General features: G+C 50.2%; 21 protein-coding genes. 15 read left to right on the plus strand and 6 right to left on the minus strand.

Annotated elements, in window-relative coordinates; translation table 11 throughout:
- The first annotated feature begins 43 nt into the window (after positions 1-43).
- A complete protein-coding gene (locus IC617_RS15840; RefSeq protein WP_224746066.1) occupies positions 44-2,815 on the plus strand; it encodes a TonB-dependent receptor in 2,772 nt (923 codons plus the stop codon).
- A 213-nt stretch (positions 2,816-3,028) separates the two neighbouring features.
- The gene (galM, locus tag IC617_RS15845) at positions 3,029-4,033 is read left to right on the plus strand and encodes a galactose-1-epimerase (protein WP_191145963.1); all 1,005 of its coding nucleotides are present in this window, start codon (positions 3,029-3,031) and stop codon (positions 4,031-4,033) included.
- Here the strand turns inward: galM and amt are convergent.
- The 3 genes from amt to IC617_RS15860 form a co-directional block, all read right to left on the minus strand.
- Positions 4,030-6,297 carry an ammonium transporter gene (amt, locus tag IC617_RS15850; RefSeq protein WP_191145964.1) on the minus strand — a complete coding sequence of 756 codons (2,268 nt, stop codon included), beginning with the start codon at positions 6,295-6,297 and terminating at the stop codon, positions 4,030-4,032. The genes galM and amt overlap by 4 nt on opposite strands.
- Positions 6,298-6,584: 287 nt before the next feature.
- Positions 6,585-7,742: a DUF6786 family protein gene (locus IC617_RS15855; RefSeq protein WP_191145965.1), complete on the minus strand. Its 1,158-nt coding sequence runs from the start codon at positions 7,740-7,742 to the stop codon at positions 6,585-6,587.
- A gap of 156 nt (positions 7,743-7,898) precedes the next feature.
- A complete protein-coding gene (locus IC617_RS15860; RefSeq protein ID WP_224746067.1) occupies positions 7,899-8,255 on the minus strand; it encodes a winged helix-turn-helix transcriptional regulator in 357 nt (118 codons plus the stop codon).
- Positions 8,256-8,396: 141 nt separating this feature from the next.
- Between IC617_RS15860 and IC617_RS15865 the strand changes: the two genes are divergently transcribed.
- The 5 genes from IC617_RS15865 to IC617_RS15885 all read left to right on the plus strand — a co-directional run bounded on the left by IC617_RS15865 (position 8,397) and on the right by IC617_RS15885 (position 12,403).
- Positions 8,397-8,981, plus strand: coding sequence for an NAD(P)H-dependent oxidoreductase (locus IC617_RS15865; RefSeq protein ID WP_191145967.1), 585 nt, complete (start codon positions 8,397-8,399; stop codon positions 8,979-8,981).
- A 33-nt stretch (positions 8,982-9,014) separates the two neighbouring features.
- Entirely contained in the window at positions 9,015-9,572 is a 558-nt protein-coding gene (locus IC617_RS15870; RefSeq protein WP_191145968.1) for a carboxymuconolactone decarboxylase family protein, read from the plus strand.
- Positions 9,573-9,588: 16 nt separating this feature from the next.
- Positions 9,589-10,314, plus strand: a complete 726-nt coding sequence (locus tag IC617_RS15875) for a glutathione S-transferase family protein (RefSeq protein WP_191145969.1) — start codon at positions 9,589-9,591, stop codon at positions 10,312-10,314.
- A gap of 120 nt (positions 10,315-10,434) precedes the next feature.
- Positions 10,435-12,024, plus strand: coding sequence for a S41 family peptidase (locus tag IC617_RS15880; RefSeq protein WP_191145970.1), 1,590 nt, complete (start codon positions 10,435-10,437; stop codon positions 12,022-12,024).
- Complete coding sequence (locus IC617_RS15885) at positions 12,017-12,403, plus strand: hypothetical protein (protein ID WP_191145971.1); 387 nt, start codon at positions 12,017-12,019, stop codon at positions 12,401-12,403. The genes IC617_RS15880 and IC617_RS15885 overlap by 8 nt, the downstream gene beginning before the upstream one ends.
- Positions 12,404-12,485: 82 nt before the next feature.
- Here IC617_RS15885 and IC617_RS15890 read toward each other — a convergent pair whose 3' ends face one another.
- Complete coding sequence (locus IC617_RS15890; RefSeq protein WP_191145972.1) at positions 12,486-13,340, minus strand: AraC family transcriptional regulator; 855 nt, start codon at positions 13,338-13,340, stop codon at positions 12,486-12,488.
- 167 nt (positions 13,341-13,507) lie between these two features.
- On the opposite strand from IC617_RS15890, the gene IC617_RS15895 reads away from it, so the two are divergent.
- The 4 genes from IC617_RS15895 to IC617_RS15910 all read left to right on the plus strand — a co-directional run bounded on the left by IC617_RS15895 (position 13,508) and on the right by IC617_RS15910 (position 18,532).
- Positions 13,508-14,419 carry a carbohydrate kinase family protein gene (locus IC617_RS15895; protein WP_191145973.1) on the plus strand — a complete coding sequence of 304 codons (912 nt, stop codon included), beginning with the start codon at positions 13,508-13,510 and terminating at the stop codon, positions 14,417-14,419.
- Between the two features lie 4 nt (positions 14,420-14,423).
- Complete coding sequence (locus IC617_RS15900; RefSeq protein ID WP_191145974.1) at positions 14,424-15,938, plus strand: L-fucose/L-arabinose isomerase family protein; 1,515 nt, start codon at positions 14,424-14,426, stop codon at positions 15,936-15,938.
- Between the two features lie 26 nt (positions 15,939-15,964).
- Positions 15,965-16,807, plus strand: coding sequence for a class II fructose-bisphosphate aldolase (locus tag IC617_RS15905; protein WP_191145975.1), 843 nt, complete (start codon positions 15,965-15,967; stop codon positions 16,805-16,807).
- Between the two features lie 603 nt (positions 16,808-17,410).
- Positions 17,411-18,532: a zinc-dependent alcohol dehydrogenase gene (locus tag IC617_RS15910; RefSeq protein ID WP_224746068.1), complete on the plus strand. Its 1,122-nt coding sequence runs from the start codon at positions 17,411-17,413 to the stop codon at positions 18,530-18,532.
- A gap of 70 nt (positions 18,533-18,602) precedes the next feature.
- Here IC617_RS15910 and metJ read toward each other — a convergent pair whose 3' ends face one another.
- The gene (gene metJ / locus IC617_RS15915; RefSeq protein ID WP_087506825.1) at positions 18,603-18,938 is read right to left on the minus strand and encodes a met regulon transcriptional regulator MetJ; all 336 of its coding nucleotides are present in this window, start codon (positions 18,936-18,938) and stop codon (positions 18,603-18,605) included.
- 213 nt (positions 18,939-19,151) lie between these two features.
- On the opposite strand from metJ, the gene metB reads away from it, so the two are divergent.
- From metB to IC617_RS15935, 4 genes are all read left to right on the plus strand, one after another.
- Positions 19,152-20,306: a cystathionine gamma-synthase gene (gene metB, locus IC617_RS15920; protein WP_191145976.1), complete on the plus strand. Its 1,155-nt coding sequence runs from the start codon at positions 19,152-19,154 to the stop codon at positions 20,304-20,306.
- Between the two features lie 58 nt (positions 20,307-20,364).
- Positions 20,365-22,773 carry a bifunctional aspartate kinase/homoserine dehydrogenase II gene (metL, locus tag IC617_RS15925; protein WP_191145977.1) on the plus strand — a complete coding sequence of 803 codons (2,409 nt, stop codon included), beginning with the start codon at positions 20,365-20,367 and terminating at the stop codon, positions 22,771-22,773.
- A gap of 137 nt (positions 22,774-22,910) precedes the next feature.
- Positions 22,911-23,801, plus strand: coding sequence for a methylenetetrahydrofolate reductase (metF, locus tag IC617_RS15930; RefSeq protein ID WP_191145978.1), 891 nt, complete (start codon positions 22,911-22,913; stop codon positions 23,799-23,801).
- A 257-nt stretch (positions 23,802-24,058) separates the two neighbouring features.
- Positions 24,059-24,574, plus strand: a complete 516-nt coding sequence (locus IC617_RS15935; RefSeq protein ID WP_191145979.1) for a hypothetical protein — start codon at positions 24,059-24,061, stop codon at positions 24,572-24,574.
- A 5-nt stretch (positions 24,575-24,579) separates the two neighbouring features.
- On the opposite strand, the gene IC617_RS15940 is transcribed toward IC617_RS15935, so the two are convergent.
- A complete protein-coding gene (locus IC617_RS15940) occupies positions 24,580-25,971 on the minus strand; it encodes a sulfatase (RefSeq protein WP_224746069.1) in 1,392 nt (463 codons plus the stop codon).
- Positions 25,972-26,143: the final 172 nt, after the last annotated feature.

Here is a 26,143-nt window from a genome sequence, read left to right on the forward strand (position 1 = left end):
ACGACTCCTTGGGGGGAGTTACAAAATAATGGAAACACACAACATGAAATTAACAATAAAGTTGTTGTCCCTTGCCGTTGCTACAGCCTTGGCCGGAACCAATGTCGCAGTAGCACAGGAACAAAACGAAGATACAGAAGTGATTCAGGTCCGTGGTATTCGCGGTTCTTTAGACAAGGCTGTTGGCATTAAGCGGACTTCTTCTGGTGTCGTTGATGCCATCTCCGCAGAAGATATCGGTAAATTCCCAGACACTAACCTAGCCGAATCGCTGCAGCGGATCACGGGGATTTCGATTGACCGCAACAACAACGAAGGCAGCCAAGTGACCGTTCGTGGTTTCGGCCCGTCATTTAACCTAGTGACCTTGAATGGTCGCCAAATGCCAACCTCCAACGCGCTCGGTAATGACTCCGCTGGCGGTCGCACCAACAGTCGTAGCTTTAGTTTTGAAGAGATCTCAGCCGATAGCGTTAGTGGCGTGGAAGTCTTTAAAACCGGTAAAGCACATGTGTCATCTGGCGGTATTGGCGCCACCATCGACATTAAAACGTCGCGCCCGCTCGACTTAGAAGACAACACCCTGATGTTTAAAGTACAGGGCAATATCGATACCAGTAACGAAAAAGGCGATGACATCACGCCAGAAGTGTCGGGCTTGTTTAGCAAGGTACTCGAAACCGATATGGGTAACCTTGGCTTTCTGGTCAATGCCTCGTTCTCCAAGCGCGATAGTCGCAAAGAGTTTGTTGCCGTGAATGGCTGGATTAATGACCGTGCAAATACCTGGATGCCCGGCATTGATGACAGCAATATCGACCGCACAAAAAATCCAGATGGTTGGTATTGGGCTCCGCAAGATTTCAGTATTAACACCAGCGACCATGAACGAGAGCGGACCAATGCTCAGTTTGTGCTGCAATATGCGCCGAATGATGACTGGGTGGCGACGCTGGATTACACCTTGTCACGTTATGACGAAGAAATTGAACGAACCAACATTGCTTGGTGGTACGACTATTGGAAAGTGCAGGGAACTGCCGATAGCAATGGTACTGTGATTGACGCGACCACGGCCAACCACCGCATTAACCACTACGGCTTCTACAACGACCTCGAAACCGAAAATGATTCCTTTGGCGTTAACTTAACCTGGCAGGCAACTGACGAGTTGCAGTTTGAGCTTGATTACCACGACTCAACTTCGGAATCTCAACCTGATGGCACCGTTGCAGAAAATTTAGCGATTTTGAGTGGCAAAGAGTTTGATGACGATTTAACGCTTAATGCGACTAACGGTGTGCCAACGGTCAATATCCTCGATCGCAATGGTGACAGCTTTACCACCGAAGGTTTGATCGGTGATCTGGGTATTGCCCGTGGTTATCAGGTCAAGAACGACATTGAGCAACTTCAATTACATGGTAAGTGGGACCTCGACTTTGGCCCGCTAATTGGCTTGAACTTTGGTGTCTCGGATACTGATTTCAAATATGATTCGAGTCGTCGTTTGCAGTTCTCGTTCTTATCTGAGCTCGACTTTAGTGAGCTGGAAATTGATTGGGTGAAAATCAACGGAGTGCCCGGTTTGAATACTGCGGCAGAGTTTGACCCCAAGCACCTACTCGCATTGGGTGAAGAGCAAGGGTTAATTGCGCCCGAATTTCCGGCTGATCTTGATCGGGTGAAAGAAGAGACCACAGCGATGTACGTCTCCGCTGATTTGGAGTTTGAGGTTGCCGGCTATGATGTCAACGTCAACGCTGGTTTGCGTTATGAAGACACTGACGTCACCGGTTCTTCACAAAGTAACCTGCCTTACGCCTATCAATACGTGACCATTTCCGAGCTGCTGCCGCTTTACTACGACAATGGCGCAACGCTGGAATCGCTCAAAGCATCGTACGATGAGTATCTGCCGAACTTAGACATTAACGTTAATCTGACCGACGATTTGATTGCCCGTTTCGCTGTCAGCCGGACCATGACACGCAGTGATTTGCCGGCGTTATCTCCGGCCACCAACTTGACCATGTATCGTCCTGGCGGGCCTTACACTGCCGGTCAAGGTAACCCTGGTCTGGAGCCATATACCTCCGACAACATCGATCTGTCGCTGGAGTGGTATTACACCGAAGCCAGTTATGTGTCGATTGGTTACTTCGATAAGTCAGTCGAAAACTTTATTGGCACCGATACTGAGCAGCGCATCATTAATGGTGCCGATGGCTCGCCGCTAACCGATCCGAGCATCAACCCGCGTCCGGGCTGTCCTGATGGTGAAAATCCTCAGTGTCAGTCGCAACCGGGCGATCCAATCATGAATTGGGACGTAACCACGCCAATGAACATGGAAGATGCCTCGGTTGATGGTTGGGAAATGGCGTTACAGCACGTCTTTGGCGAAACCGGCTTTGGTACCATTATCAATGCCACATTTGTTGACGGCGACGTCGAATACGATGTGTTCTCTGTGGAACAAACGGTGGCGCTCACCGGTTTGAGCGATTCGGCCAACTTTGTTGGTTTCTATGAGAAAGACGGTATTCAGGTGCGTGTTGCTTACAACTGGCGTGACGACTTCTTGTTAAAGACCGATCAGCCTGCTCGTGGTGACGAGCCAGTGTTCACTGAAGCCTACGGTCAGTGGGATATGAATGCGAGCTACGACATCGACGACAACTTCACTGTGTTTGTCGATGCCATTAACATCACCGGCGAAGATGCCCGCTCTCACGGTCGCTTCAAGAACCAGTTGATCGATAGTCAGGAGTACAAAACGCGCTATGCCATTGGTGTTCGCGGTAAGTTCTAAGTCACTTCCTGCGATTATCATTTGCTGATCCAAGGGCAGCCTGCAGGCTGCCTTTTTCGGTGCTCAGCGTGACCATTTTGATACGCCATCGACGCGCAAGATGATCTACAGCAAACATCAGAAAAGTTTGCCGAAGTGAGCTATTTGCTTTGCCAAGTAAATAGGTCATTATTTGTTTTAACTGTTAAATAAATTAATCAAGGATAACCCATCATGACTGACAGCAATCACTGGATCGAACTGACCAATGCCAATGGCATGCGGGTACGGCTGGTTGATATTGGTGCCAGTATTGCCAGCATTCAGTTGCCAATGGCCAATGGTGAGATGCGCGAAGTAGTGGTTGGTTGTGATCGGCGTGACGATTATCTCGACAATCCCGCGTTCCTTGGCGCTAATGTTGGACGCTTCGCCAATCGTATTGAAGCGGGCCAGTTTTCTATTGGCGACCAGCAATACCAAGTGACGATTAACCAAGCGCCTAACCATCTCCATGGTGGCAGTCAGTTCAGTCACAATGCTTGGCAGTTAGTCAGCCACGATCGTCAATCTGCGGTGTATCAGTTTGAATCGAAGGATGGTGACGAGGGCTATCCGGGCAACTTGGTGGCAAAGGTTCACTATCAGTTGGGTGACAACAACGACTTGAAAATCAGTTATGAGGCAACCGTTGATCAGCCTTGCCCAGTGAATTTAACCAACCATAGCTACTTTAACCTCGATGCCGAGCAAGCCACTGTGCTTCAACATCAGATGCAAGTGGCGGCGCAACATTATTTGCCGGTTCGTGAAGGCGGCATTCCAGAAGGACAGATTGCAACGGTTGCAGACACCAGCTTTGACTTCCGTGTGGCCAAGACCATTGGTGCCGATCTGCTGAGTGACGAGCAGCAACAGCGGGTCAAAGGTATTGATCATAGCTTTATTATTGAGCCTCAACTGGCCGCCACTGAACCTGCTGCGAAGGTGACTTCAGCCGATCGCCAAGTTGTTCTGTCGGTGTTTACCAGTAAGCCAGCGGTGCATATCTATACTGGTAATTTCCTCGGTGGCGTTGCTACCCGTGATGGCGATGGTGTCGATTATCAGGGCGTCGCTCTTGAGACCCAGTATTTACCCGATGCGCCCAATCAGAACTGGCCTCACCAAAGCTGCATTTTGCAACCCGGTGAGACCTACAAGCACTTTACTTGCTTCCAATTCAGTATCGAAGATTAACAGCTGACCGGTTCGTAGCTGCGGTGACGATAGCCTTTAATATCGCTTTCAAAGCCTTTTACGCTGCTTCGCAATTCCTCTGAAGCTTGCGCCAATTGCGTGGTGCAAGCTTGGTTGCCTTCGGCAATTTGATGCACTTCATCAATCAATTGATGAGTCTGCTTTGATAGCTGAGCTTGATGGCTGGCCGAATTGGCGATTTGAACATTGAGGTCGGTAATACTATCAACCACGTTAACCAGTGAGCGTAGTGCAGTCAGGGTATCTCGCGATTGATCGGCGTTGGTCAGTGCGCTAGCCGAGTAGTCTTTGAGCACCTGAGCAGATGTCGATGCTTCATCCTGCAACGACTCGATCTGCCCCTGGATCTCTTCGGTGGCGACCTGCGTGCGTTGCGCTAAATGACGCACTTCTTCGGCGACTACGGCAAAGCCTTTGCCATGACTACCTGCTCGAGCTGACTCGATGGCAGCATTCAATGCCAACAAGTTGGTTTGGCCAGCGATATTTTGAATTAACTCAACAACTTCATTAATGGCATTGGTTTTTAATGCCAGTCGATCGGCGCGCTCTGATGCTTGGTGCAAATCGGTTGATAAGCGAGACACGGCATTGGCCAGTTGCTCCACTTGACCAACGCCTTGAGTGACATCCTGCTGCGCTTGTGACACTAATTCGGCGCCACGAGTCGACGAGCTTTGGGTGGTTTCGGCTTGGCTTAATACATCGGCCATTAGCTCGTTAATGCTTTTGGTCAGGCGTTGCTGACGATAGATCCCATCGGCACTGTGATTAACAACCTGATCCAGCTGGGTGCTTTGAACCGAAATATTGCGTGCCGAATCGGCCATTAAACCAATACTGCTTTGGAATTTATCGAGCAGGTGGTTAAACGCAATGGCTGTCTCGCCAGCTTCGGTTGCTCGCTCGACTGGCGCTCGGTCGGTTAAATCGCCGGTTTGAACGATGTGATGCATGGTTTTCATGGTGTCGAGCCAAACCGTTTTAGCGCCGTGTTCGACCACGTTCAAGCCCAGTTCTTCCTCGCTTTCGGTGACACGCAGGTCGTGGAATACATTGAGCAAGAAGAAGGTGACCAGCCCCATGCCAAAGGCCCAGCCAAAGGTTGTGAACACGCCGGTCAGCTGTACCATGAATTGTTCGACATGAGAGCCTGCAAGCAGTTGCGAACTATCGGCGAATAGTGCCACCGCTAAGGAGCCCCAAATACCGCCAACGCCGTGCACTGCAACTGCCCCAACTGGATCGTCGAGTTTAAAGCCGTGCAGAATGGCGATTTCAGCACCATACACAATGACAGCGCCGATCAAGCCAATCCAAATCGCGCTGCTCGGCTCAACAAAAGCACAGCCTGCGGTGATTGATACCAACCCCGCCAAAATACCATTTAATGCTTGTTCGACTCGGACCTTGCCTTGATGTTGCAGCCACGACAGCAACAGGCAAGTTAAGCCGCCTGCGCTTGCCGCCAGCAAAGTGTTGACGATGATCTTAGCAATCGCTCCCTCTGCTTTTAAGGTGCTGCCGCCGTTGAAGCCAAACCAGCCAAACCACAGGATAAATACGCCCAAGGTTGCCAATAACAAGTTGTGGCCGGGGATTTCTTCCACCTCGCCGTTATCATTAAAGCGCCCTTTACGGGGGCCCAATACAATCACGCCAGCCAGAGCAACCCAAGCGCCAACGGAGTGGACGACAGTTGAACCGGCAAAATCCATAAAGCCTTTACTTTCCAACCAGCCTTGGCTATCACCCAACAACAGGCTGCCCCAGGCCCAGTGACCGCTGACCGGATAAATGACTAAACTGATAATCACCGAGATAATGAGGTAGGCACGAAACTTCATTCGTTCGGCAACGGCGCCAGCGACGATGGTGGCCGCGGTACCCACAAATGTTGCTTGGAATAGAAAGAAAGCAAAGTCGAAAGGTTGATTGAGTAAACTGCCGAAAAAACCTGAGCCACCAAATAAGCCAGAATTGGTTTCACCAAACATCAGGCCAAAACCGACGAACCAGAATGACAACACGGCAACGGTAAAATCTGAGATATTTTTGACTGCGACGTTGTAGCTATTTTTGGCCCGAATCAGGCCGGATTCAAACATGGTGAAGCCAGCTTGCATGAAAAACACTAGGCCGGCGGCGACAACCACCCAAAGTAAATCTATCACCCGTGACTCATCTGCTGCCTGTGCCGGAAGAGCCAATAACAATACGGGTAAGTACCACAATCCTTTCACGATAGTCCTCAAATTTTATTGTCGATGCGCCGTTGCATCGCTGTAGCATTCTTCACATCTGTAATAAAAAGTAAACATTTTGAATGACTTACGACAATTTTGAGGTTTTATTCGATCTGCTTTGGTGCGTTATATTTATTTTTTGCCCTTTTGGTGTGCGTGGCGGATCTCAATGGTGCAAAATTTATTGCAGTGGTTAAAAAGTATGCCGGTACTGATTGTTTTGCCAGCGCTCAACTGATTGACGCTGGCCTCTTGACACTAGCCGAAATTATCTCTTTGGATTGCTATGGCTGTGATTGATTCGACTTCGAAAACGCTTGTTGCAGTTGCTGTAACGAAACGCCGAGTAATGCTTTGCTCAGCTTGCTGAGCTGTTGCTGATCGCCACTGAAGTGGTAGGTGTTGTGGTAGTGACTCAAGCGCTCACCAACGGCGAGCTCTCGGGCATGAGAAGACGTCTCTAGTTCATAAAATGGGCCGGGCCGACCATTTTCCAGCAAGCCGTAGTTAAAGATATTGGTGACATCACCGCCGTATGGATCGACATCATCCTGCCATACCGAGTTGACGTAACTGCCATCTGCCGGTGGCTCAAATTGAAACTTAACAATGGTCAGCAGATTCAACTCAGCGTTGTAACTGCCCATGATCGGTTTAGTGTATTCCGGCGCGATGCCGATCTTATTCATGTAGCTGGCATCGGCGTTGTAGAACACAGTATCGTCAACGATGTTGGTGTGGCTGGCTTTGGTCGGAGTGAAATAGGATGTGACCTCGGCGAGTGGTTGGCTCAGCGGAATGGCAATGGTGGCATTGGGATAGAAACAACCTAACTCCCAAATGGATACCAAGCCGGTTTGCCGAGACAATGCTTGGTTAGCCGTGTTGGTGAGTGTCGTCGACGCACTAAAACCAATAGCCTGAATGCCTTCGGGAATGGTTACCGCTAGCGATTTGGCCAGCTCGGCAGTATCAAACAAATGCAAGGTTCGGCTGACATGAAAATTGAATTCAGTTTCCATGTGATTGATAAGGCGAATGTCTTGCTCGAATGTCACTTGTTGTGGTGTTTGATTGACGATATCAAAAGCAACAGTGGTAATGGCCGGTTGATAATGGACGGTTTCTGCTACTTGCGCCGTGCCTGGCTTGAAAAACAGGGCATACGGGCCTTTTTCTGGGCCGAACCACAAACGACTGACACCGCCCACATTGAGGTTTTCAATCTCACTCAGATCTTGCTTGAGCAATTCTCGGTCGAACCAGCCGATGCTATCGCCTTGATCGCCTGTCATGCTGCTCACCATGGCACGGCCCTGAAACTCGGCTAACACTGCCAGACGATTGTCGCCGCTGGTTAACACAATGGGTTGGTAGTTCTCGGCTAACAGCGCCAAGTCTGACTGAAAGCTAGCCGCTTGGCTGAAATGAATTGAAGTCATAGTGATGAAAAGAGCTGCAATGGAGTAAGCAAAGCGCGTCATAGTTGCAATTGAATTATGGTTAACAATTTACAATTTATTTTAAGGAGAGATGATGAAAGAAGATGAGAGCTGGATCGGCTTTACGGAACTGTCTTGCTGATTTTGACTACCTACTTAGAGTTGATTCGACTCCGACCATTCGCGCAATTTGTCTAAGCACTCTAATGCCGACTGGCCAAACGGTGTCAGTTCGTAGGTGACGGCGACAGGCCGGTCACTAATAACCTTGCGAATGACCATGCCGTTGCTTTCCAATTCTTTTAGCCGCTGATCGACCATTTTCTTGCTGGCGCCACCGAGCATGCGACTCAAATCATTGAATCGAACCGGGCCGTCCTTGAGGTGATAGATGATCGAACCGGTCCATTTGCCGCCAATCATTCGCATGCCTTTTTCAATTGAGCAAGGTTCAAGGCATGGATTGATGGCTTTTTTTCGACCGTAATCATCTGTTTCTAAATAACTTTTCAAATCCGACCTCAAAAAACACATAGGTTACCAAAAGGTAACTAATTGAAATTGGTTTGTAGGTTACCATAATAAACCGAAGTGCAACAGATTGAGTACTAGACTAAGTACCGCAGTAGACAATCCAACTGAGGAGCCATCACAGTGAGTCACGTTTTAATTATCAATGCCCATGAACCTTCACCCTATTCGGAGGGCAAATTGAATGCTTCGTTGGTTGCGCAAGCCAATGCAACGCTCGAAGCCAAAGGCCATCAAGTGCGAGTGGTGACAATGCAGGATGACATCGTTGTTGAGGAGCAGCTGGCGCATTTTGAATGGGCCGATCGAGTGATCTTACAAACGCCAATCAATTGGATGACGATTCCATGGTCTTTTAAGAAATACATGGATGAAGTGTTTACCGCGGGCATGGGGGGCGCATTGTGTCACTTTGATGGTCGTACGCCGGAACAGCCGAATAAAAATTATGGCACAGGCGGTACCCGAACGAATACCAAGTACATGTTGTCGCTGACCTTTAATGCACCAGAGGCGTCGTTCAATGATGCCAGCGAATACTTGTTCCAAGGTAAAAGTGTTGATGACTTGATGATGCACATGCATGCCAATTTCCGCTTCTTTGGGATGACGGCACTACCAACCTTCGCCTGCTTTGATGTGATGAAGAACCCCAATGTCGAAGCCGACTTCAAACGCTTTGCCGCGCACTTGAATGCCCATTTCTAACCCTTGATACAACTCACCAGCTAGGAGCTACCCATGTTCACTTACTACGAGCTAGATAACGCACCGGAAGAGTCCAAGCCTTTGATGGAGCAGTCGTTAAAAGGTTTTGGCATGCTACCCAACTTGCACAAAATACTCGCCGAAGCGCCAGCGACGTACGAGGCGTATAACACCACTTTTTCTTTGTTTATGAATAACACCACGCTATCGCCGATCGAGCAGCAGGTGGTATTCATGACGTCCAACTTTGAGAACAACTGCCACTATTGCGTGCCGGGTCATACTTGGATGATGAAAGCTGGAAAAATGCCGGAAGAAGTGATTGAAGCGCTGCGCGAAGGCACCGTGATCCCCGATGCCAAGCTGCAAGCGTTGCATGATTTTGCCAAAGCCTTGCTCGACCAACGCGGCCATATTGGCGATGACAAATTACAGGCATTTCTGGCTGCCGGTTACTCCAAGCGACAAGCGCTGGAAGTGCTAACGGGACTGGCGTCTAAATTGATTTCCAATTTCACCAATGCGCTGACCCATACCGAAGTCGACGCGCCAATGAAGGCATTCGCCTGGACCCATCCATCACAGCGATAAGGAGCAACGCAAGATCATGAGCACAGCAAAAGATATTCATCTGTACACAGCCTCGACCATGAATGGCTGGAAACCTGTGATCTTCTTGGAAGAAGCTGGGGTGGAGTACGATCTGACGTATATCGATTTTTCCAAGAAAGAACAGAAAGCGCCGGAGTACGTCAAGCTCAACCCGAACGGTCGCATTCCGACCATTGTTGATCGCTCTAACGATGACTTTGTGGTTTTCGAGTCGGGCGCAATTCTTTGGTATTTAGCTGAGAAATACGGCAAGTTCCTCCCTGAAGACGCCAATGAGCGGTCGCAAACCTTGCAGTGGTTGATGTTCCAAATGGGTGGCGTCGGGCCAATGATGGGGCAGGCCATGTATTTTCAGCGGATTGCCGCCAAGCAAGGCGAAGAACATCCTTTCGCCATCAAACGTTATGTCGATGAGAGCCGTCGTCTGATGGAAGTATTGAACAGTCGTTTGCAAGGTCGCGACTATCTGGTTAGCGATCAATACACCATTGCAGACATGGCGACGTACCCATGGGCCAGAGCGTACTATTGGGCCAATGTCTCCGTCGATGGTTTGCCGCATTTGCAGGCGTGGTTTGACCGTATCGATGGTCGCGAAGCAACTCAGCGCGCGCTCGAGATCCCAAAACCGTTTTGGGCGTTCTTTGGTAAAGGCGATGTCGCCGCCCAAGAACGGGAAAATGCCGAGCGTTTTAAGAGCGATGTGAGCAAATCGAAATGATGCAACTGCTCACTCCATGCTAGCATTAGGGCTTTGAAACTGGGGTGGTCTTAATCCGCCTGAAAGTCGTAAGGTCGATATGAAATCGACTTGTCGTAGCAGCAAGGAGTGAAAGGAAGCATGCGTCATATTTATTTAGGTTTACTGGTCTCAGCCGTTTTAACCGGTTGCGGAGGCGGCGGTGGTGGCTCATCGACTGCCGGCTCCAATCCAACGCCTTCGCAGCCAGATGGCCGCTGGCAGCAAGGGGTGTTTGAACCATCCACCGACTTTGAAGCCAAGTGCGAAGTGGTTCGTACACATCTGGATATCAACGGCAATTATTACCCAGATGAACAGGGTTCAGAGGAAGATGAAAAGCTCTGGTTGCGCTCTTGGAGCCATGAAACCTACCTTTGGTACGATGAAATCATCGATCGAAACCCAGCGAACTATGCCTCGCCACAGAGTTACTTTGAGGTGTTAAAAACCACAGCCAAAACGGCGTCAGGTGCTAACAAAGATAACTTCCATTTTTATGAGTCGACCGATGACTTTGAGGCGTATTCTCAATCAGGTACTCAGACCGGCTACGGCATCAATTGGCGCTTTATTGCCAGTGCGCCGCCGCGAGATATTCGTGTCACCTCAGTCGAAAGCCAATCGTCGGCAGGGCTTGCCGGTGTCGCTCGCGGCGACAAGCTGATCCGAATTAATGACGAGGACGTGATTAACGGCAATAACGTTGATTTCTTCAACGATGCGCTATTCCCCGCTGAGGAAAATAGCCAGTACAGTTTCACTTTTGAGCGCGTTGATGGCAGCGAAGTGACCTTCAACCTGTCTTCGGGGGTGTTTGAGCAAAGCTTCGTTAATAACGTAGCGATTTTGGCCACCGATTCTGGTTCGGCCGGTTATGTCCGCTTTGATGGATTTCAGCGCCCAGCGCAAACGCCGCTGATTGAAGGTTTTCAGCAGTTTGTCGATGCCAATGTCAGCGATTTAATTCTCGACCTGCGCTACAACGGCGGCGGCTTATTAGCCATGTCATCTCAGCTCGCTTTCATGATTGCCGGTGAGCAGCAAACCGCTGGCAAGATTTTTGAAACCCTACAATACAACGATCAATTCCCATCTGATAATTCAGCAACGCCTTTTTACACGCAGGAGATTGACTGGGAGCGCGGCGTGTTGACCAACAATCGACTGCCTACCTTGAACCTTGAGCGAGTCTTTGTCATTGCCACCGACAACACTTGTTCCGCCAGCGAATCCTTGATGAACAGCCTCAAAGGTATTGACGTTGAGGTCATTCAAATTGGCGGTACGACCTGTGGTAAGCCTTACGGTTTTGTGCCAACCGATAACTGTGGCACCACCTATTACACCATTCAGTTCCAAGGCGTAAATGACAAAGGCTTTGGCGATTATGCCGATGGCTTTAAGCCGACAGAAACACCGCTTTATGATGATGAGTTGCTAGGCTGTGTGGTTGCAGATGACTTTACGCAGCCGTTGGGAGATACCAACGAAGGCATGCTTTCTGCGACCTTGGCGCGGTTAAACACCGGCAGTTGCCCGTTGAATGCTAGCGGCGTGGCCCAGACTAGTGTGAAAACCAAAGCAGGCAATAACCTGCTGAGTGAATTGTCGGTATTTGATCCAAACAATCGTGTCTTGCTTCAGAACAATCGCATCTACCTGCCGATTAAGGACCAAGCCGATGACTAAACTACTGACGGCGCTGCATTGCAGTATTCTACTGTTGGCAATCGGAGGATGTATGAGTACTGTTGCCGATACCAATGAGCCCGTAGCGGCGGTGGTTGCCAGCGGTGACGCGAATAAACAAGCACTGGAGCGTGCTGCTTCTGAGTTGCTGTTTGGCCGTCAGATTCGCTTTTCGGCGACTGCTTTTACCGATAGCAGCCGAGTCTCTATCGAGAAAAACCAAACTCGAGATGGCCAAGGGCTGCCGTTAAATGGTCGCGAGTTGCAAGCTGAGGTGATTGTTTTTTCGTTGTGGAAGCAAGCTGAGCAATGTTGGCTGAAACGTGAAGATACTGAGAAACAGGTATTGGTGGAAGGCGTCGACTGCCAGTCTATTTAGCCTACTCTGAGCAAGGAAATCTAAGGCGGACTTTGGTCCGCCTTTTTTGGTCCGTTCAACATTCTTGTGGTTGCTAAGATGATCAACCCTGCGCTGCCTGAAATTGCTGGCGGTATTTCAACGGGGTTTGCTTCATGATGGTTTTGAATTGGCGGTGAAAGAACGCCATGTTCTGGTAGCCGCAGCGATAGCCAATTTCTTCCACTGGTTCATCGGTACGGATCAGTAGGCCGCACGCTTGAGTCACACGGTATTCATTGAGATACGAGGTAAAGGTTTTTTTGAATACCCGCTTAAAGTATTTGGAAAACGACACCGGTGTCATATTGGTGAGGTCTGCCATTTGCTGAGCGTCGATTTTCTGCTCGTAGTTGGCCGCGACATAATTGAGGATATTCTCGATTCGCTTTGAGGCGTTATTGTCCTGATATTGAATGCCACCATGGCTGATTGGCTTGGCATCTAAGGTGGTGAGATCTTGCAGCAATGCCATAAAAGCCAGTAGCCGCTCAAACGGTTTGGCTCGGACCAGTTCGCGCATTCGCTCACCAATAAAAGGCACTTTATAGCCTGAAAACAATAGTCCCGATTCACAGTTCATTAGCAGTTTTCGAATGGCGCTGAACTCGGACTTCTCCATCCAGTTGTCACCCAATAAATCGGCACTCCATTGAATAAATACCGAACTGACCTGCTCACCATCATTGACGTTGCTTTTCCAACAGTGAGGTAAGTGCGGGCCCATGAGCGCCAGTTCACCATCACCAAAGTGGCGGATGGCGTTGCCGGTATAAGCCGTACCTGTGCCTGAAATGATGTAGGTCAGTTCCCACTCGGGGTGGTAATGCCACGGAAAGGTAAAGCCCTCACCTTTGTAACGTCCGGCGTAAAACGATTGTTCTCGACTATGGGGGATGTGCTCAAGAATGGGTCTCATCAGCGGCTCTTTATCAAAAAATAAGTCTGATTTGTTCCGTGAACTCTATCACTAATCGTCTTTCATGGGAAAAATAGTACATATTTTCTCTAACACAGTATTTAGATACCTGTTGCTGGTCGACGTAAATTTGCCCCATCTGAAAAATCTGTTGATGAGGACGAATTATGGCGTTTGATGTCATTGTCTCAGGACTAAACGTAGTTGACCTGTTGGTCACGCTGCCCACTCAATATGAAGCGGGTAAAAAGCATGAAGTGGACAACATCCTGATCCAAGGTGGCGCTCCTGCCGGTAACGCCGCCTGTGGCTTGGCTAGTTTGGGTATGAGCACGGCTTTTCTTGGCTTTAACGGTGACAACACCCAAAGCCAGATCGCCCTAGCTGAACTAGCGCGCTGTGGTGTTGATACCAGCTTGATGCTACATGAATCTGGCGCTCAACCCGCGATTGCGTTAGTCGAAGTCGATCCAGACAACGGCGACCGCACGGTGTTTTATTCCCTCCAAGGCTATCGGGCGTTAACTCCCGCTGAAGTTGATCCAGCTTGGGTCGCCAACACGCGCTTGGTGTTTGTTGATGGCTACGACGTTGACGGCAACCTTGAGTTATTGCGACAAGCCAAAGCGGCCAATGTGCCATCGGTCATTGATATTGAAGCTGGCGACAAAGCCACGCTGATGGAAATGTTGGCCCTTGCCAGCCACGCCATCTTGCCACTCGAAGCCGCCCAAGAGCTGGCTGCTGAGCAAAATCCAGAAATTTGCTTACGTCGCCTTGCCGAGCACACCGACGGCCAATTGGTGATCACCGATGGTGCCAACGGCAGCTGGGCGCTGGACGGCGACAGCGTGATTCATCAGGGCATTTTCCCAGTTGAAGTGGTCGATACCACAGGTTGTGGCGATGCCTATCACGCAGCCTATGCGTTTGCCCTGTTACGTGGCGATAGCTTAGCGGAGCGGATGCAATTCGCTGCTGCTTTTGCCGCACTTGTGGCGCGCCACCTTGGTGGTCGAACGGCATTCCCATCTGCACAACAAGTTCATTCTTTCATTGAATCTAGTAGTAAGGCGTAACCCCATGACTGTTAACTTTTTAGAACGCAAAGGCGTGGTTGAAGACTTGATGAAGCAGGCCATTAGCCCTGCCCAGCCTCGCGATAATGTTGCCATTGGTTTGATTGGTATTGGCTTTGAATTGCATTTTGATTGGGAAAAAGCCAAAGCATCTTACAGCCAAGCCAAGCAGCAGATTGAAAGTGTTATGTCCGATAGCAACTCGCTGCTTGCCGAGCCAACGCCTATTCAAACGCGCGAAGATTTGCTCAAGCTGCTCAATCAATATGCCGCTCAAGGTATGAAGGCACTGGTGATCTACCAAGCGTCATACATTGCTGGCGATCTGGCGATGGCGCTGGCAACTTGGTTGCGCAATAACGACATGCCAATGTTGAGCTGGTCGCACACCGAAGTAACAGGCGGCAACCTGACGGCTAACCGCTTATGTGGGCAGAACTTCCTGCTCAACAACCTATCTTCGATGGAAGTGAAGTACAGCTGGGTATTTGAAGAGCCAGGTGCTGAAGCACTTAACGCCTCGCTGGATCGCTTCATTCGGGTTGCTTCTGCCAAGGCGCGAATGAAGTTTGCCAAAATCCTCATGGTTGGCGGCATGCGCGTACCGGGCTTCTACGATTGCGAACTGAACGAAATGTCCATCTCCAAGCATTTCGGTTTAGATGTCGATCGGGTCGATTTGGCCACTGTGTGGTTGCATGGTGAGAAGACCTTCGGTGCCGATGTGGTCAATCCGATTGTTGAAGCATTGCTGGCATCGCCACTGTTGGGCAACAACGGGGTCAACGAAAAAGAGCTGTTCTTGTCTGTCCGTTTAGCCCTTGCGGTGGCTGATTACGCCAATGCCAATGGCTACATCGGTGTCGCCCTGAAGAACTGGCCAGAACTGTTTGAGCAATATGGCATTGCCGGTGATGGTGCCGGTGCCTTGGTACAGGATCTGGGCTTGCCGATTGCCGATGAGTCGGACATGGGCGCACTGCTGACCATGGTCACTTTCAACGAGATGACCCTTGGCGCAGGGCTGCCAACCTTGATGGATTTCTCCTACGTCAATCATGCCGATAACAAAGTGGGTATGTGGCACTGTGGCGGCACCTCCACCAAATTGCTGCGCCAAGGCACCACCTTCGATATGCAAAATCACAGCATCCTCGACAACTTCGATCCGGCCGAGTCGTGCGGCATGCTGGTGGAATTCCTGCAGGAGCTTGGTCCAGTCACGATTGCCAAATATCAATATCCACATGCATCGACTGTGTTCGCCTTTGAGGGCGATATTGTCGACTCGCCAATGCGTTATCGCGGCTGTTATGGCGAAGTGGCGCCGAAAGACATCTGCTCGCAATCGATTGCTGCCTCAGTAATGAACCACGGCATGGATCACCACTGGATCATGGCCCGCGGCCATTTGCTCGACGATCTTCGTGAGTTCAACTATTGGACTGACGTTAGTGAATTAGCTGCATCTGCACCGGCAACCACGGGCCGTGGTTTAACTAAGAAACTTGACTACTAATTGCGACTGACAATCAGGATTAAATGATGACCAATAAATTAACTCAACTAGTTCAGAACTATCGTCAGGAGCAGCGTTGCCTGGCTGGTTTCAACATCAACGACATATACGATTTACACGCGGTCGCGCTGGCAGCGAACGAGCTTGATTTGCCCTTTATGGCGATGACGTATCCGCCGGTGGCTGAGCTCAATGGCACTTATCTGTGTCGCAAGATGGTCGATGGTTTTGCCAAGATCGCCAATAACGACATCTTTTTGCACCTTGATCACAGTACCTCGGTTGATTTGTGTAAGCGCGCCATTGACGACGGTTATGACTCAGTGATGATTGACGGCTCGCATCAGAGCCTCAAAGAAAACATCGCCATGACCAAAGAAGTGGTGGCATATGCCCGCAGCGCTGGTGTCACCGTCGAAGCGGAAATCGGCAAGATCATGGGCCGCGATGTGGTGGTGCAGTGCGAAGATGATTACCTCGCATCGGTTGCTGACGTCAAAGCGCTTTACGAAGAAGCAGGCCCAGACATGCTGGCTGTCGGCATTGGTACGGCCCACGGCTTTACCCCAACCACACCGAAAATTCACTTCAATCGTTTGCAAGAAATCGCTAACGCTGTCGCCGCGCCACTGGTGCTACACGGCGGTACCGGTATTGCTGATGAAGACATTCAAAAAGCCATCACCATGGGCATTGCCAAGATCAATATTGGCACCATCGTCCACACCACTTACATGCGCGAAGCGCACAAAGAGATTGATGCCGATGTCGGCGCAGCATACCCGCCGTATGTCATGAAGTCGGTGATCCCACGGGTACAAGCGGTGGTGGTGGATCGCTTGAAAGCGGTCAATCCGCATCTGAAATAGTTTCCTCCTCCTCCTGATTCTGACAAATCAGGAGCCTCAGCCAGCATTGTCCTGTTGCTGGTTGAGGACATTTTTTTGCCGATTGTACTTAGGCAAGAAGAGGGAGCAGAACATTGCTAAAACCGCAATCAAATTGACGGATGGTGCAGATATGTTGGCGACAAGCATCTGCTGCAGGGAGCAGCAGTTGAGCCATCAGGGATGATTTCACGGCGTCTTGTCGAAAACGTCTCTGTACCAGCCGCAGAACCAATTTCAAGGCTTGTGCGAGTTCATTGATAGATGTTTTGAGCCTGCAGAGCCCAGAGCCTGTTGAACTTTGGTGTATGAATTTTGTTCGTTCAAAATGCTCCTTTGAGCAAGAAACGAGCTATGCCGTATAGCAATCTATATAAATAGCGAGTGACGCAGCGAAATGAGCATTTTGACGAACCCTTCGGGCAGCGTTTATTGGCAATTTATTCAGCGTCAGCGGTTATTCATTGACGGCCAGTCAATTTCATAACCGCTTCCTTGCCTAAATCACCAATAAATTGCAGCAAAAACATACAGCAAAGATCAACAGGCTCTAATTAACTTATCTAATCATTGAGGGCAAATTATATGTCTATTGCAATTCCAGAGCAGGCCAAAGTCGCAGTACTGACCGAGCTGAAAAAGTTTGAGTTTCAACATCATCCGATTCCACAAATTAGCGATGATGAAATTTTGGTAAAAGTTGAAGGTTGCGGCGTTTGCGGCACCGATGTTCATGAATATCGTAACGATCCGTTTGGCATGATCCCTGTTGTGTTGGGCCATGAGGGCTCAGGTCGCATCGTCAAATTGGGTAAAAACATCACCACAGACTCTACTGGCAAACCGGTCGAAGTGGGCTCAAAGCTGATCACCAGCATCATTCCATGTGGTGAGTGTGGGCCTTGTACCAGCACGCCGGGTCGGACCAACTTGTGTGAAAACATGGGTTGTTATGGGTTGATGGGCGACCAACCGGAGAACAAATTCAACGGCTGGTTTGGTGATTATCTCGTGTTGAAACCTGGCTCAACTTTCTTTGAGGTGTCCGAGTTTAGCCTCGAAGAACGTATTCTAATTGAGCCGGTGGCGGTTGCTGTTCATGCCGTTGAGCGTGCTAAAACCACCAACCTGCTGAATTTTGCTTCACCTGTATTGATTCAAGGGGCAGGCCCAATCGGTTTGTCGATTATTGCGGTGCTCAAGGCCATGGGGATTCAAAACATCATTGCAGTTGATGGTCAGAACGATCGGCTGGAATTGGCAAAAGAATTGGGCGCTTCGCAAGGCTTGAATTTCAACGAGTTTGAATCAACTGAAGCACTCGCAGCAAAAGTTCAAGAGTTGACATTAGGCCGCGGCGCTCAGTTTGCATTCCAGTGTACTGGCAGCCCAGCGGCGGCTTCGACGGTTTGGAAACTGATTGCCCGGGGTGGCGGTTTATGTGAGCTTGGCTTCTTTGTTGATAATGGCGAAGCGAAAGTGAATCCTCACTTCGATATGTGCAACAAAGAAATCACCATGGTTGGTTCTTGGGCTTACAGCCCAGAGGATTATCCAAATGCCATTGCTTGCATGAAGAGTATCAAAGACGCAGGCTTGCCGATCACCAGGCTAGTGACGCACGTATTCCCACTGGATCAAATTGGCGAAGCCGTTGAAACCAATATCCGGATGGAAGGGATCAAGGTCATCACCGTCAACGAGTAACTGATACTGCTAGTGCAAAAGATTCACTCAATGCGCTAGAAACGAAAAAGCCCGATCACTCGGGCTTTTTTTATGATTCGTCTTCTTCTTCGTAAAGATCGGGGATGGGTAATCCACGTTCTTGCAACAACCGCCGCACTTCAGCGGGGATGTTATCAGGCTGCTCTTTGTTGAGGTCGTCATCCGTTGGCAGCGGCTGGCCGGTGTAGGCGTGGAGGAATGCTTCACACAGCAACTCGGAATTAGTTGCGTGGCGAAGATTGTTGATTTGGCGGCGAGTGCGCTCGTCAGTGAGCACCTTCAATACTTTGAGCGGGATCGATACGGTGATCTTCTTAACCTGCTCATTCTTCTTTCCATGCTCGGCGTAGGGACTGATGTATTCGCCGTTCCACTTGCTCGTCATACCTTGGCCTGTGTATCAACTGTTAAAACAGTGCCGATTTTACCGACCTGACTGGCTCAGTCAAATATGGCTTTCTATATGTCCTTATTTCTAGACGTCCAGAAGTCTTGACGTCCGAAACCGGCAAGGCTAAGGTGGCACCATTATGAGCGGGCTTCTGCTCCTTTATTTAACGACTACAATCAGGCAGCGCTTGCAGCTCTGGAGAATACTATGACGGATAAAAAAGTCGCCACCACCGCGGTGCGGGCTGGCATCGATAGCGACAGCCAGTTTGGTGCCGTGGTACCGCCGGTCTATTTAACCTCGACCTACAGCTTCGCTGGCTTTGATGAAAAACGTGAGTTTGACTATTCACGCTCAGGCAACCCAACCCGCAATATGTTGGGCAAAGCACTGGCTGAATTAGAGCAGGGCGCCCATGGCGTGGTGACGGCATGCGGTACCGCCGGTTGCCACTTGGCGACCATGTTACTGAGTGCCGGCGACCTGTTGGTGATCCCACACGACTGTTACGGCGGCACCTATCGTTTATTTACCAATCTAGCAGCGAAAGGCCACTTCGAATTGGCGATTGTCGATCAGCACGACGAGCAAGCACTGGCACAAGCGCTGGCTCGTAAACCCAAAATGGTGTGGGTCGAGACGCCAAGCAACCCGCTGATGCGCTTGGTTGATATTGCCGCGATTTCTGCCAAAGCCCATGAAGTAGACGCTTTGGTGGTGGTCGATAACACCTTTATGTCGCCAGCGCTGCAACAGCCACTGACTTTGGGCGCCGATCTTGTGTTGCACTCAACCACTAAATTTATCAACGGTCATAGTGATGTGGTTGGCGGTTGTTTAATTGCTAAAGATCCAGAAATCGGTGAACAAATTGCTTGGTGGTCCAATTGTATTGGTGTCACCGGCGCGCCGTTCGATAGCTATCTGACTCTGCGCGGTATTCGCACTTTATTGCCACGTATTCGCCAGCATGAAGAAAACGCGCAGCAAATCGTTGAGCTATTGGTCGCTCATCCGAAAGTTTCTAAAGTCCATTACCCAGGCTTGCCAGATCACCCAAGTCATGAGCTGGCCAAGCGTCAGCAACATGGCTTTGGCGGCATGGTGGCCTTTGAGCTTGATGCTGAGTTAAGTGAAGTCAAAGCATTCCTCGCTGAACTCAAGCTATTCTGCTTGGCAGAGTCTTTAGGTGGTGTAGAGAGCTTGATTGCTCATCCGGCGACTATGACCCATGCGGCAATGGATGAAGAAGCTCGCTTAGCGGCTGGCATCACTGACAATCTGCTACGTCTATCGGTGGGAATTGAGCATGCCGATGATTTGATTGCCGATCTCCAAGCCGGCTTGAACGCTATTAAATAAGCAAATCAATCACAACAGAATATGTCGCTGTGATCAGCGAGTAGAGGAATAAAGTCCCATGGCAGCCCCTCAGGTCCATAAGTTTGGCGGTTCTAGTTTGGCCGACCCTCACTGCTTTGAAAAAGTATGTGAACTGGTGCAGGAAAACACCCATGGTGGTGACATGGTGGTGGTGTCGGCCGCCGGTAAAACCACCAACAACCTGTTGGCTTGTATGGCTGCTGAAGATGCCACCGAGCAGCAACAACTGCTTGAACAGCTTCACCAATTTCAGCATGGCCTGATTGACACGCTATTGCCAGCGGGGGCTGGGCAGCCTCTATTACAGGCGTTGGCGATGGATATCGCTAACCTTGAACGTTGGCTGACCGAGCCGTTAACCCAAGAGCGTCAGGCCGAGTTTGTGATTCACGGTGAGATTTGGTCGGCGCGCTTATTAGCCGCGTTGCTCAATAGCCGAGGCAGCAAAGCCCAATGGCTTGATGCGCGGGTAATTTTTGTTGCCGGCGATGGACCGCAACCGGCCATTAGCGTGGCGCAGTCCAAACCAAAACTGGCGCCGATTCAACAGCAGCATGCTGATGCCAGACTCATTGTGACCGGCTTTATTGCTCGTAATCAGGCGGGTCAAAGCGTCACCTTAGGGCGTAACGGTAGTGACTATTCAGCGTCAATGTTGGCGGTCTTAGCCGATGCCAAATCCGTCACCATCTGGACCGATGTTGCTGGGGTTTACAGCGCCGACCCGCGCAAAGTGACCGGTGCCCACACCTTACCGCTACTGTCGTTGCAAGAGGCCGATGAGCTTGCTCGTTTAGGCTCGCCGGTATTGCACGCAAGAACCTTGCAGCCGCTGCTGGGCACCCACATTCGAGCTGCCGTGCGTTCGACCTTTGCCGCTCACGGCAATGCCACTCAAATGATCTCCGGTCAGGCCGGTGATAAAGGGGCTAAAACGGTCACCTATTTGGAGCGGGTCAGTGTCATCTCAATAAACAGCAACAAGGGTAAACAAGTTGCTGCGCTGCATGAATCGGTGACTGAGTTATTTAACAAACATCAGCTGATGCCGTTGGCTTCTCATGTCAGCCAAGATCAGGCCTGCTTGCGTTATTGTTTCACTGAGGAAATTGCTTCCGCCGCCTTTGAATTATTAGCCGATTATCCACACTCCGGTCATCTGACCCTCAACGACCAGCATTGTTTGTTGGCGTTAGTGGGCGCTGGTGTGCGCGATAATGCCCGCCATTACCATAGTTTTTACCGCCGCTTAGATCATGCGCCCGTCGAGTTTATTGAAACTGGGCCGGATGGCGTGTCGCTAGTGGCGGTGATGCGCCAAACCGAATTGGGCGAGTTAGTGGCGCAATTGCACCAAGCGATTGCGAGCCCAGATAAGCGCCTCGGGATTGTCTTATTCGGTGCGGGCAAGGTTGGCCAGGCTTGGCTGGATTTATACGCCAGCGAGCAAACTCATTTGGCCAACCACCACAACCTTGATGTCGTGCTGGCGGGGATTGTTGGTGAGTCAAAAGCGCTGATCGATTTTGCTGGTGTAGCTGAGCAAGCGTTTCAAGCTTATCGCAATGACAGCATCGACTATGACATGGAGCAGCTCACTGAGCTGCTGGCGAGCCATCCGTTTGATGAGTTGGTGGTGATTGATGCCACCGATAGTGAAGCCTTTGGTTTGCAGTATCCACGTTTGTTTGAGGCGGGTTGCCATGTTGTCAGTGCCAATAAACAGCCGGCAGCGGCTTCATTGAGCGTCTATCGAGAAATCACCCAGCACCAGCAAGAGCGAGCCCGTCATTGGCTATTTGGCGCGACAATTTCAGCCTGCATGCCAATCACCGAGTCGATTGATGCGCTGCACTTTGCCGGAGATCAGGTCGATCATATTGAGGGCGTGTTTTCGGGAACTTGGAGCTGGCTACTGGCTCATTATGATGGTCAGGGTTCGTTTACCGAATTGGTTCAACAAGCCATGACGCTGGGTTTAACCGAGCCAGATCCGCGGGTGGATTTGTCGGGTGAAGATGTCGTTCGCAAGCTATTGATTTTGGCGCGACGGTTAGATTTGGATGTCGAGCCTGAGCAAATTGAGCGACAAAGCGTGTTACCAGCCGGCTGGGAAGCGATGTCGCTCGATGCTTGCTGGGATGAAGCGGAATTACTGGATCAGCACATGGCTGCGCTCTATCAGCAGGCGGCTGAGCAACAATTGGTACTGTGTTATCAAGCGACGCTGGATCGCGATGGCGCGATTCAGGCTGGTTTGGCGATGGTGCCGCGTGAGCATAAGTTTGCCAACTTGCCGCCAGCGGTGACGGCAGCGGCGATTAGCAGTCGCTGGTACGCCGAAGATCCATTGGTGCTGCAAGGCCCTGGTGCTGGTCTGGAGCTGGCTGCAGGCGCCATTCAGATGGACTTGTTCCGGTTATGCCGGTTACTGCGTCAGGTTTGATCATTGAATAAACAGGTTTGACCGCTTCATAGCGGCCAAATTCTAGGTTGACACCCAAGGCATGCATCTGTAAAAAGACGTATAGACGTCTAAACATCTATATGTCGGTTTGACTAAATTGCGAAGGATCCAATGTTATGAGTTATCACCACGCCCAACACCTCGGCTCTCTGAATGAAAGTCTGGCCGATATTTCCGGTGACATTAATGTCTCATTTGAGTTCTTTCCGCCGAAAACCGAAAAGATGGAGCAAACCCTGTGGAGCAGTGTGAAGCGACTGGCGCCACTCAAGCCTAAATTCATGTCGGTGACCTATGGTGCCGGTGGTGGTGAGCGCGACCGTACTCATGAGATCGTTAAGCGAATCCAGAACGAAACCGGTGTGGCTTCTGCGCCTCATTTGACCTGCATCGACGCCAGCCGTGACGAGCTGCGCGGCATTGCCGATGAATACTGGAACAATGGTATTCGCAGCATTGTCGCGCTGCGGGGCGACTTGCCAGAGGGCAACCCTGAGCGCCCTGATATGTACGCTGCCGACTTGGTTGAGCTGCTTAAGTCACAGCACGACTTTGATATCTCGGTGGCGGCTTACCCAGAAGTTCACCCAGAAGCGAAAAGCGCCCAAGCTGATTTGATTAACCTCAAGCGCAAGGTTGATGCTGGCGCCAACCGAGCGATCACGCAGTTTTTCTTTAATGTTGAAAGCTATCTGCGGTTCCGTGACCGTTGTCTGACAGCTGGCATTGATGTTGAAATTGTGCCGGGCATTTTGCCGGTCACCAACTTCACTCAGCTCAAGCGCTTTGCCGACATGACCAATGTTGCGGTGCCGAAATGGATGCACACCATGTATGACGGCCTCGACGAAGATCAGGGCACGCGTAATTTGCTGGCGGCTTCTATTGCCATGGACATGGTTAAAGTGCTCCGCAAAGAAGGCGTTAAAGATTTCCATTTCTACACCTTGAATCGCGCCGATTTGTCTTACGCCATTTGCCATACTCTGGGAGCTCGCCCAGCCTAACACTGACCCTTCATGCTTTGGCCTTAATCACAATTAAGGCCAAATTTATGCTGGAAAATCAGTTGCTCAGCAGGTAGTTTTAACGAAGCGCAGGCATGCGCTGCTCACCGGTACATGCGCTTTTAATCATGTGCCAATTCGTGAAGTAAACAACAAGGAGACTCCTCATGCTGAATTTTCCACTCCTCGGTGGTGATGGCGACGGCAAAGAGCCACCTGGCAAGTAAGCCTCGTTACTAAGCAAATATGTAATGTAGATGAGCGACTTTTGGGCAGCCTTGCAGCAGTTCGATTGGGGGGACTTCACTCTCATCGCTGCGTGGTTAACGGTTTTAATCAACTGGCGCTCATCAATTATTCGAAATTTGGCTCTCGCCAATGTCATCATCGCCATGCTCGGGGCGCAATTGATGAACTACATTTGGCATATGCCTAGTGAGCAAGCTCAATACCTTTGGTACCTCGGTGCCGCCAGCGTTAACTTCTTCAAGGCCTTATTTATTCTCGGGCTTATCAGTTTTAACATTGCCTACTTGTGTAAAACGGCCGGCCAATTAATGGCGATCTTCACTTTGCTGGGTCTTACTAACATGGTTCGGTTTGCCGATCGCTTCATTTTGGCCAGCGGTTTTGATGGCAGTATGTTGGCGACTTCTTACTCGATTCTGGTGCCGGCGCTGAATTTACTTGCGCTGATTGTGTTGGCCATTCCCGCTATCCAGCGGTTGTTTAATCGCGACTCCCGCAAGCACCACCATCCAGAACAATATTAGGCCTGTTACTCTGTGGCCGGTTGTCCACGGCGATAGTTATCCATCCGTTCCATTGCTTTGCCTTCGTAGACCCGTTTTAGCTGCCATTTCGGTCGCTCTAACGTTAATTCCCATTGAAATAATTGCTGGTACAGCTGTCTGACTTTCGCAGGATGGTGCTGAGCAAGATTGTGCTGTTCACCGATGTCGGAGCTCAGATCGTATAACTCTGCTGGGCGATCGGGAAAGCGTAATAGCTTCCAATCGCCGCTGCGGATTGCCGCGCGATTTTCTTTCTTCCAATACAGCAATGGGTGGGGGCGAGATGACCTTTGGCCTGTGAGATAAGGCCAGAGATCGACACCATCGAGATCGTCATTGGCGCTGATTGTGCCGCCACTGGCTTGGATCAATGTGGGCAGTAAATCCAAGGTGCTGACGGGGAATTGATAGTGACGATTAGCAGCTAGTTGACTGGGCCAGCGCATCAGCATGGGCACTCGAATTCCGCCCTCTAAATGATTCGCTTTGGTGCCGCTTAACGGTGTGTTATCGGAGTAATTAGTGTCTGATGGACCGCCATTATCATTGGTATAAATCACTATGGTGTTGGCGCTCAGGTTGAGTTCATCAAGTTTGCTGAGGACTCTGCCAATGGCTCTGTCCATCGAAAATGTCATTGCAGCTAAGGTCTGTCGTTGCGGGGTTAATTCAGGGAACCGATTGCGGTCAGCCGGATCGGCTTCCATCGGAGTGTGAACCGCATTAAATGACAAAAATGCAAAAAACGGTTGGTTTTGATTGGCCTCGATAAACGCACTGGTGGCGTCGGCAAGTGCGTCGGTGAGGTATTTCGGTGATTCCTCAAAGTTGCCAAAATCGCGCTCTAAATAATCTTCTTGCCGAGTATTAACGTTGTCTTGGTTGAATTCGTAATAACTACGGGCGCCCCCTCGAAATCCATAAAAAGTGTCAAAACCGCGTTTTAGCGGGTGAAATCGATCGGCATTTCCCATGTGCCATTTGCCGAACAAGCCGGTGGTGTAGCCCTGTTTTTTGAGGTGATCGGCAATGGTCATTTGATCCAGCGGCAGCCCCATGTCGTCGCCGGTCAACTCTGATGAACTCATGTAGCCCGGTACATTGTTTTCTTCGTAGCCGAACTTTTGCTGGTAGCGCCCTGTCAATAAGCCAGCCCGCGAAGGCCCGCAGACTGCAGCCGTGACATAGGCCTGAGTAAATTGTATCCCTTGTTTAGCAAGCTGATCCAAGTGAGGCGTTTTCATTACCTGGCTGCCATGGAAGCCAAAATCGGCATAACCGGCATCATCCGATAAGATCAGCAAGATGTTGGGTGGTGTTTGTGCTGAGCACACTGCACTGATTAGCAAACTGAGTAGAACCGTTAATCGCAACATGATTGACTGTTGAGCTGAGCCCATTTCCTTTTGATTGATTGGCGATAGTGGAAACAAAAAAGCCAGCCCCGAGGGACCTGTCTCTTATACACAAATCCCCGCTAAGCAATTGGCGGGGATTTTTTTGAACTTTTTCCGTGAACTTCGATCTGATCTCCACATTACTTTTTTG

This window comes from Neiella litorisoli, from assembly GCF_014773395.1.
In the GTDB taxonomy this organism is placed as follows: domain Bacteria; phylum Pseudomonadota; class Gammaproteobacteria; order Enterobacterales; family Neiellaceae; genus Neiella; species Neiella litorisoli.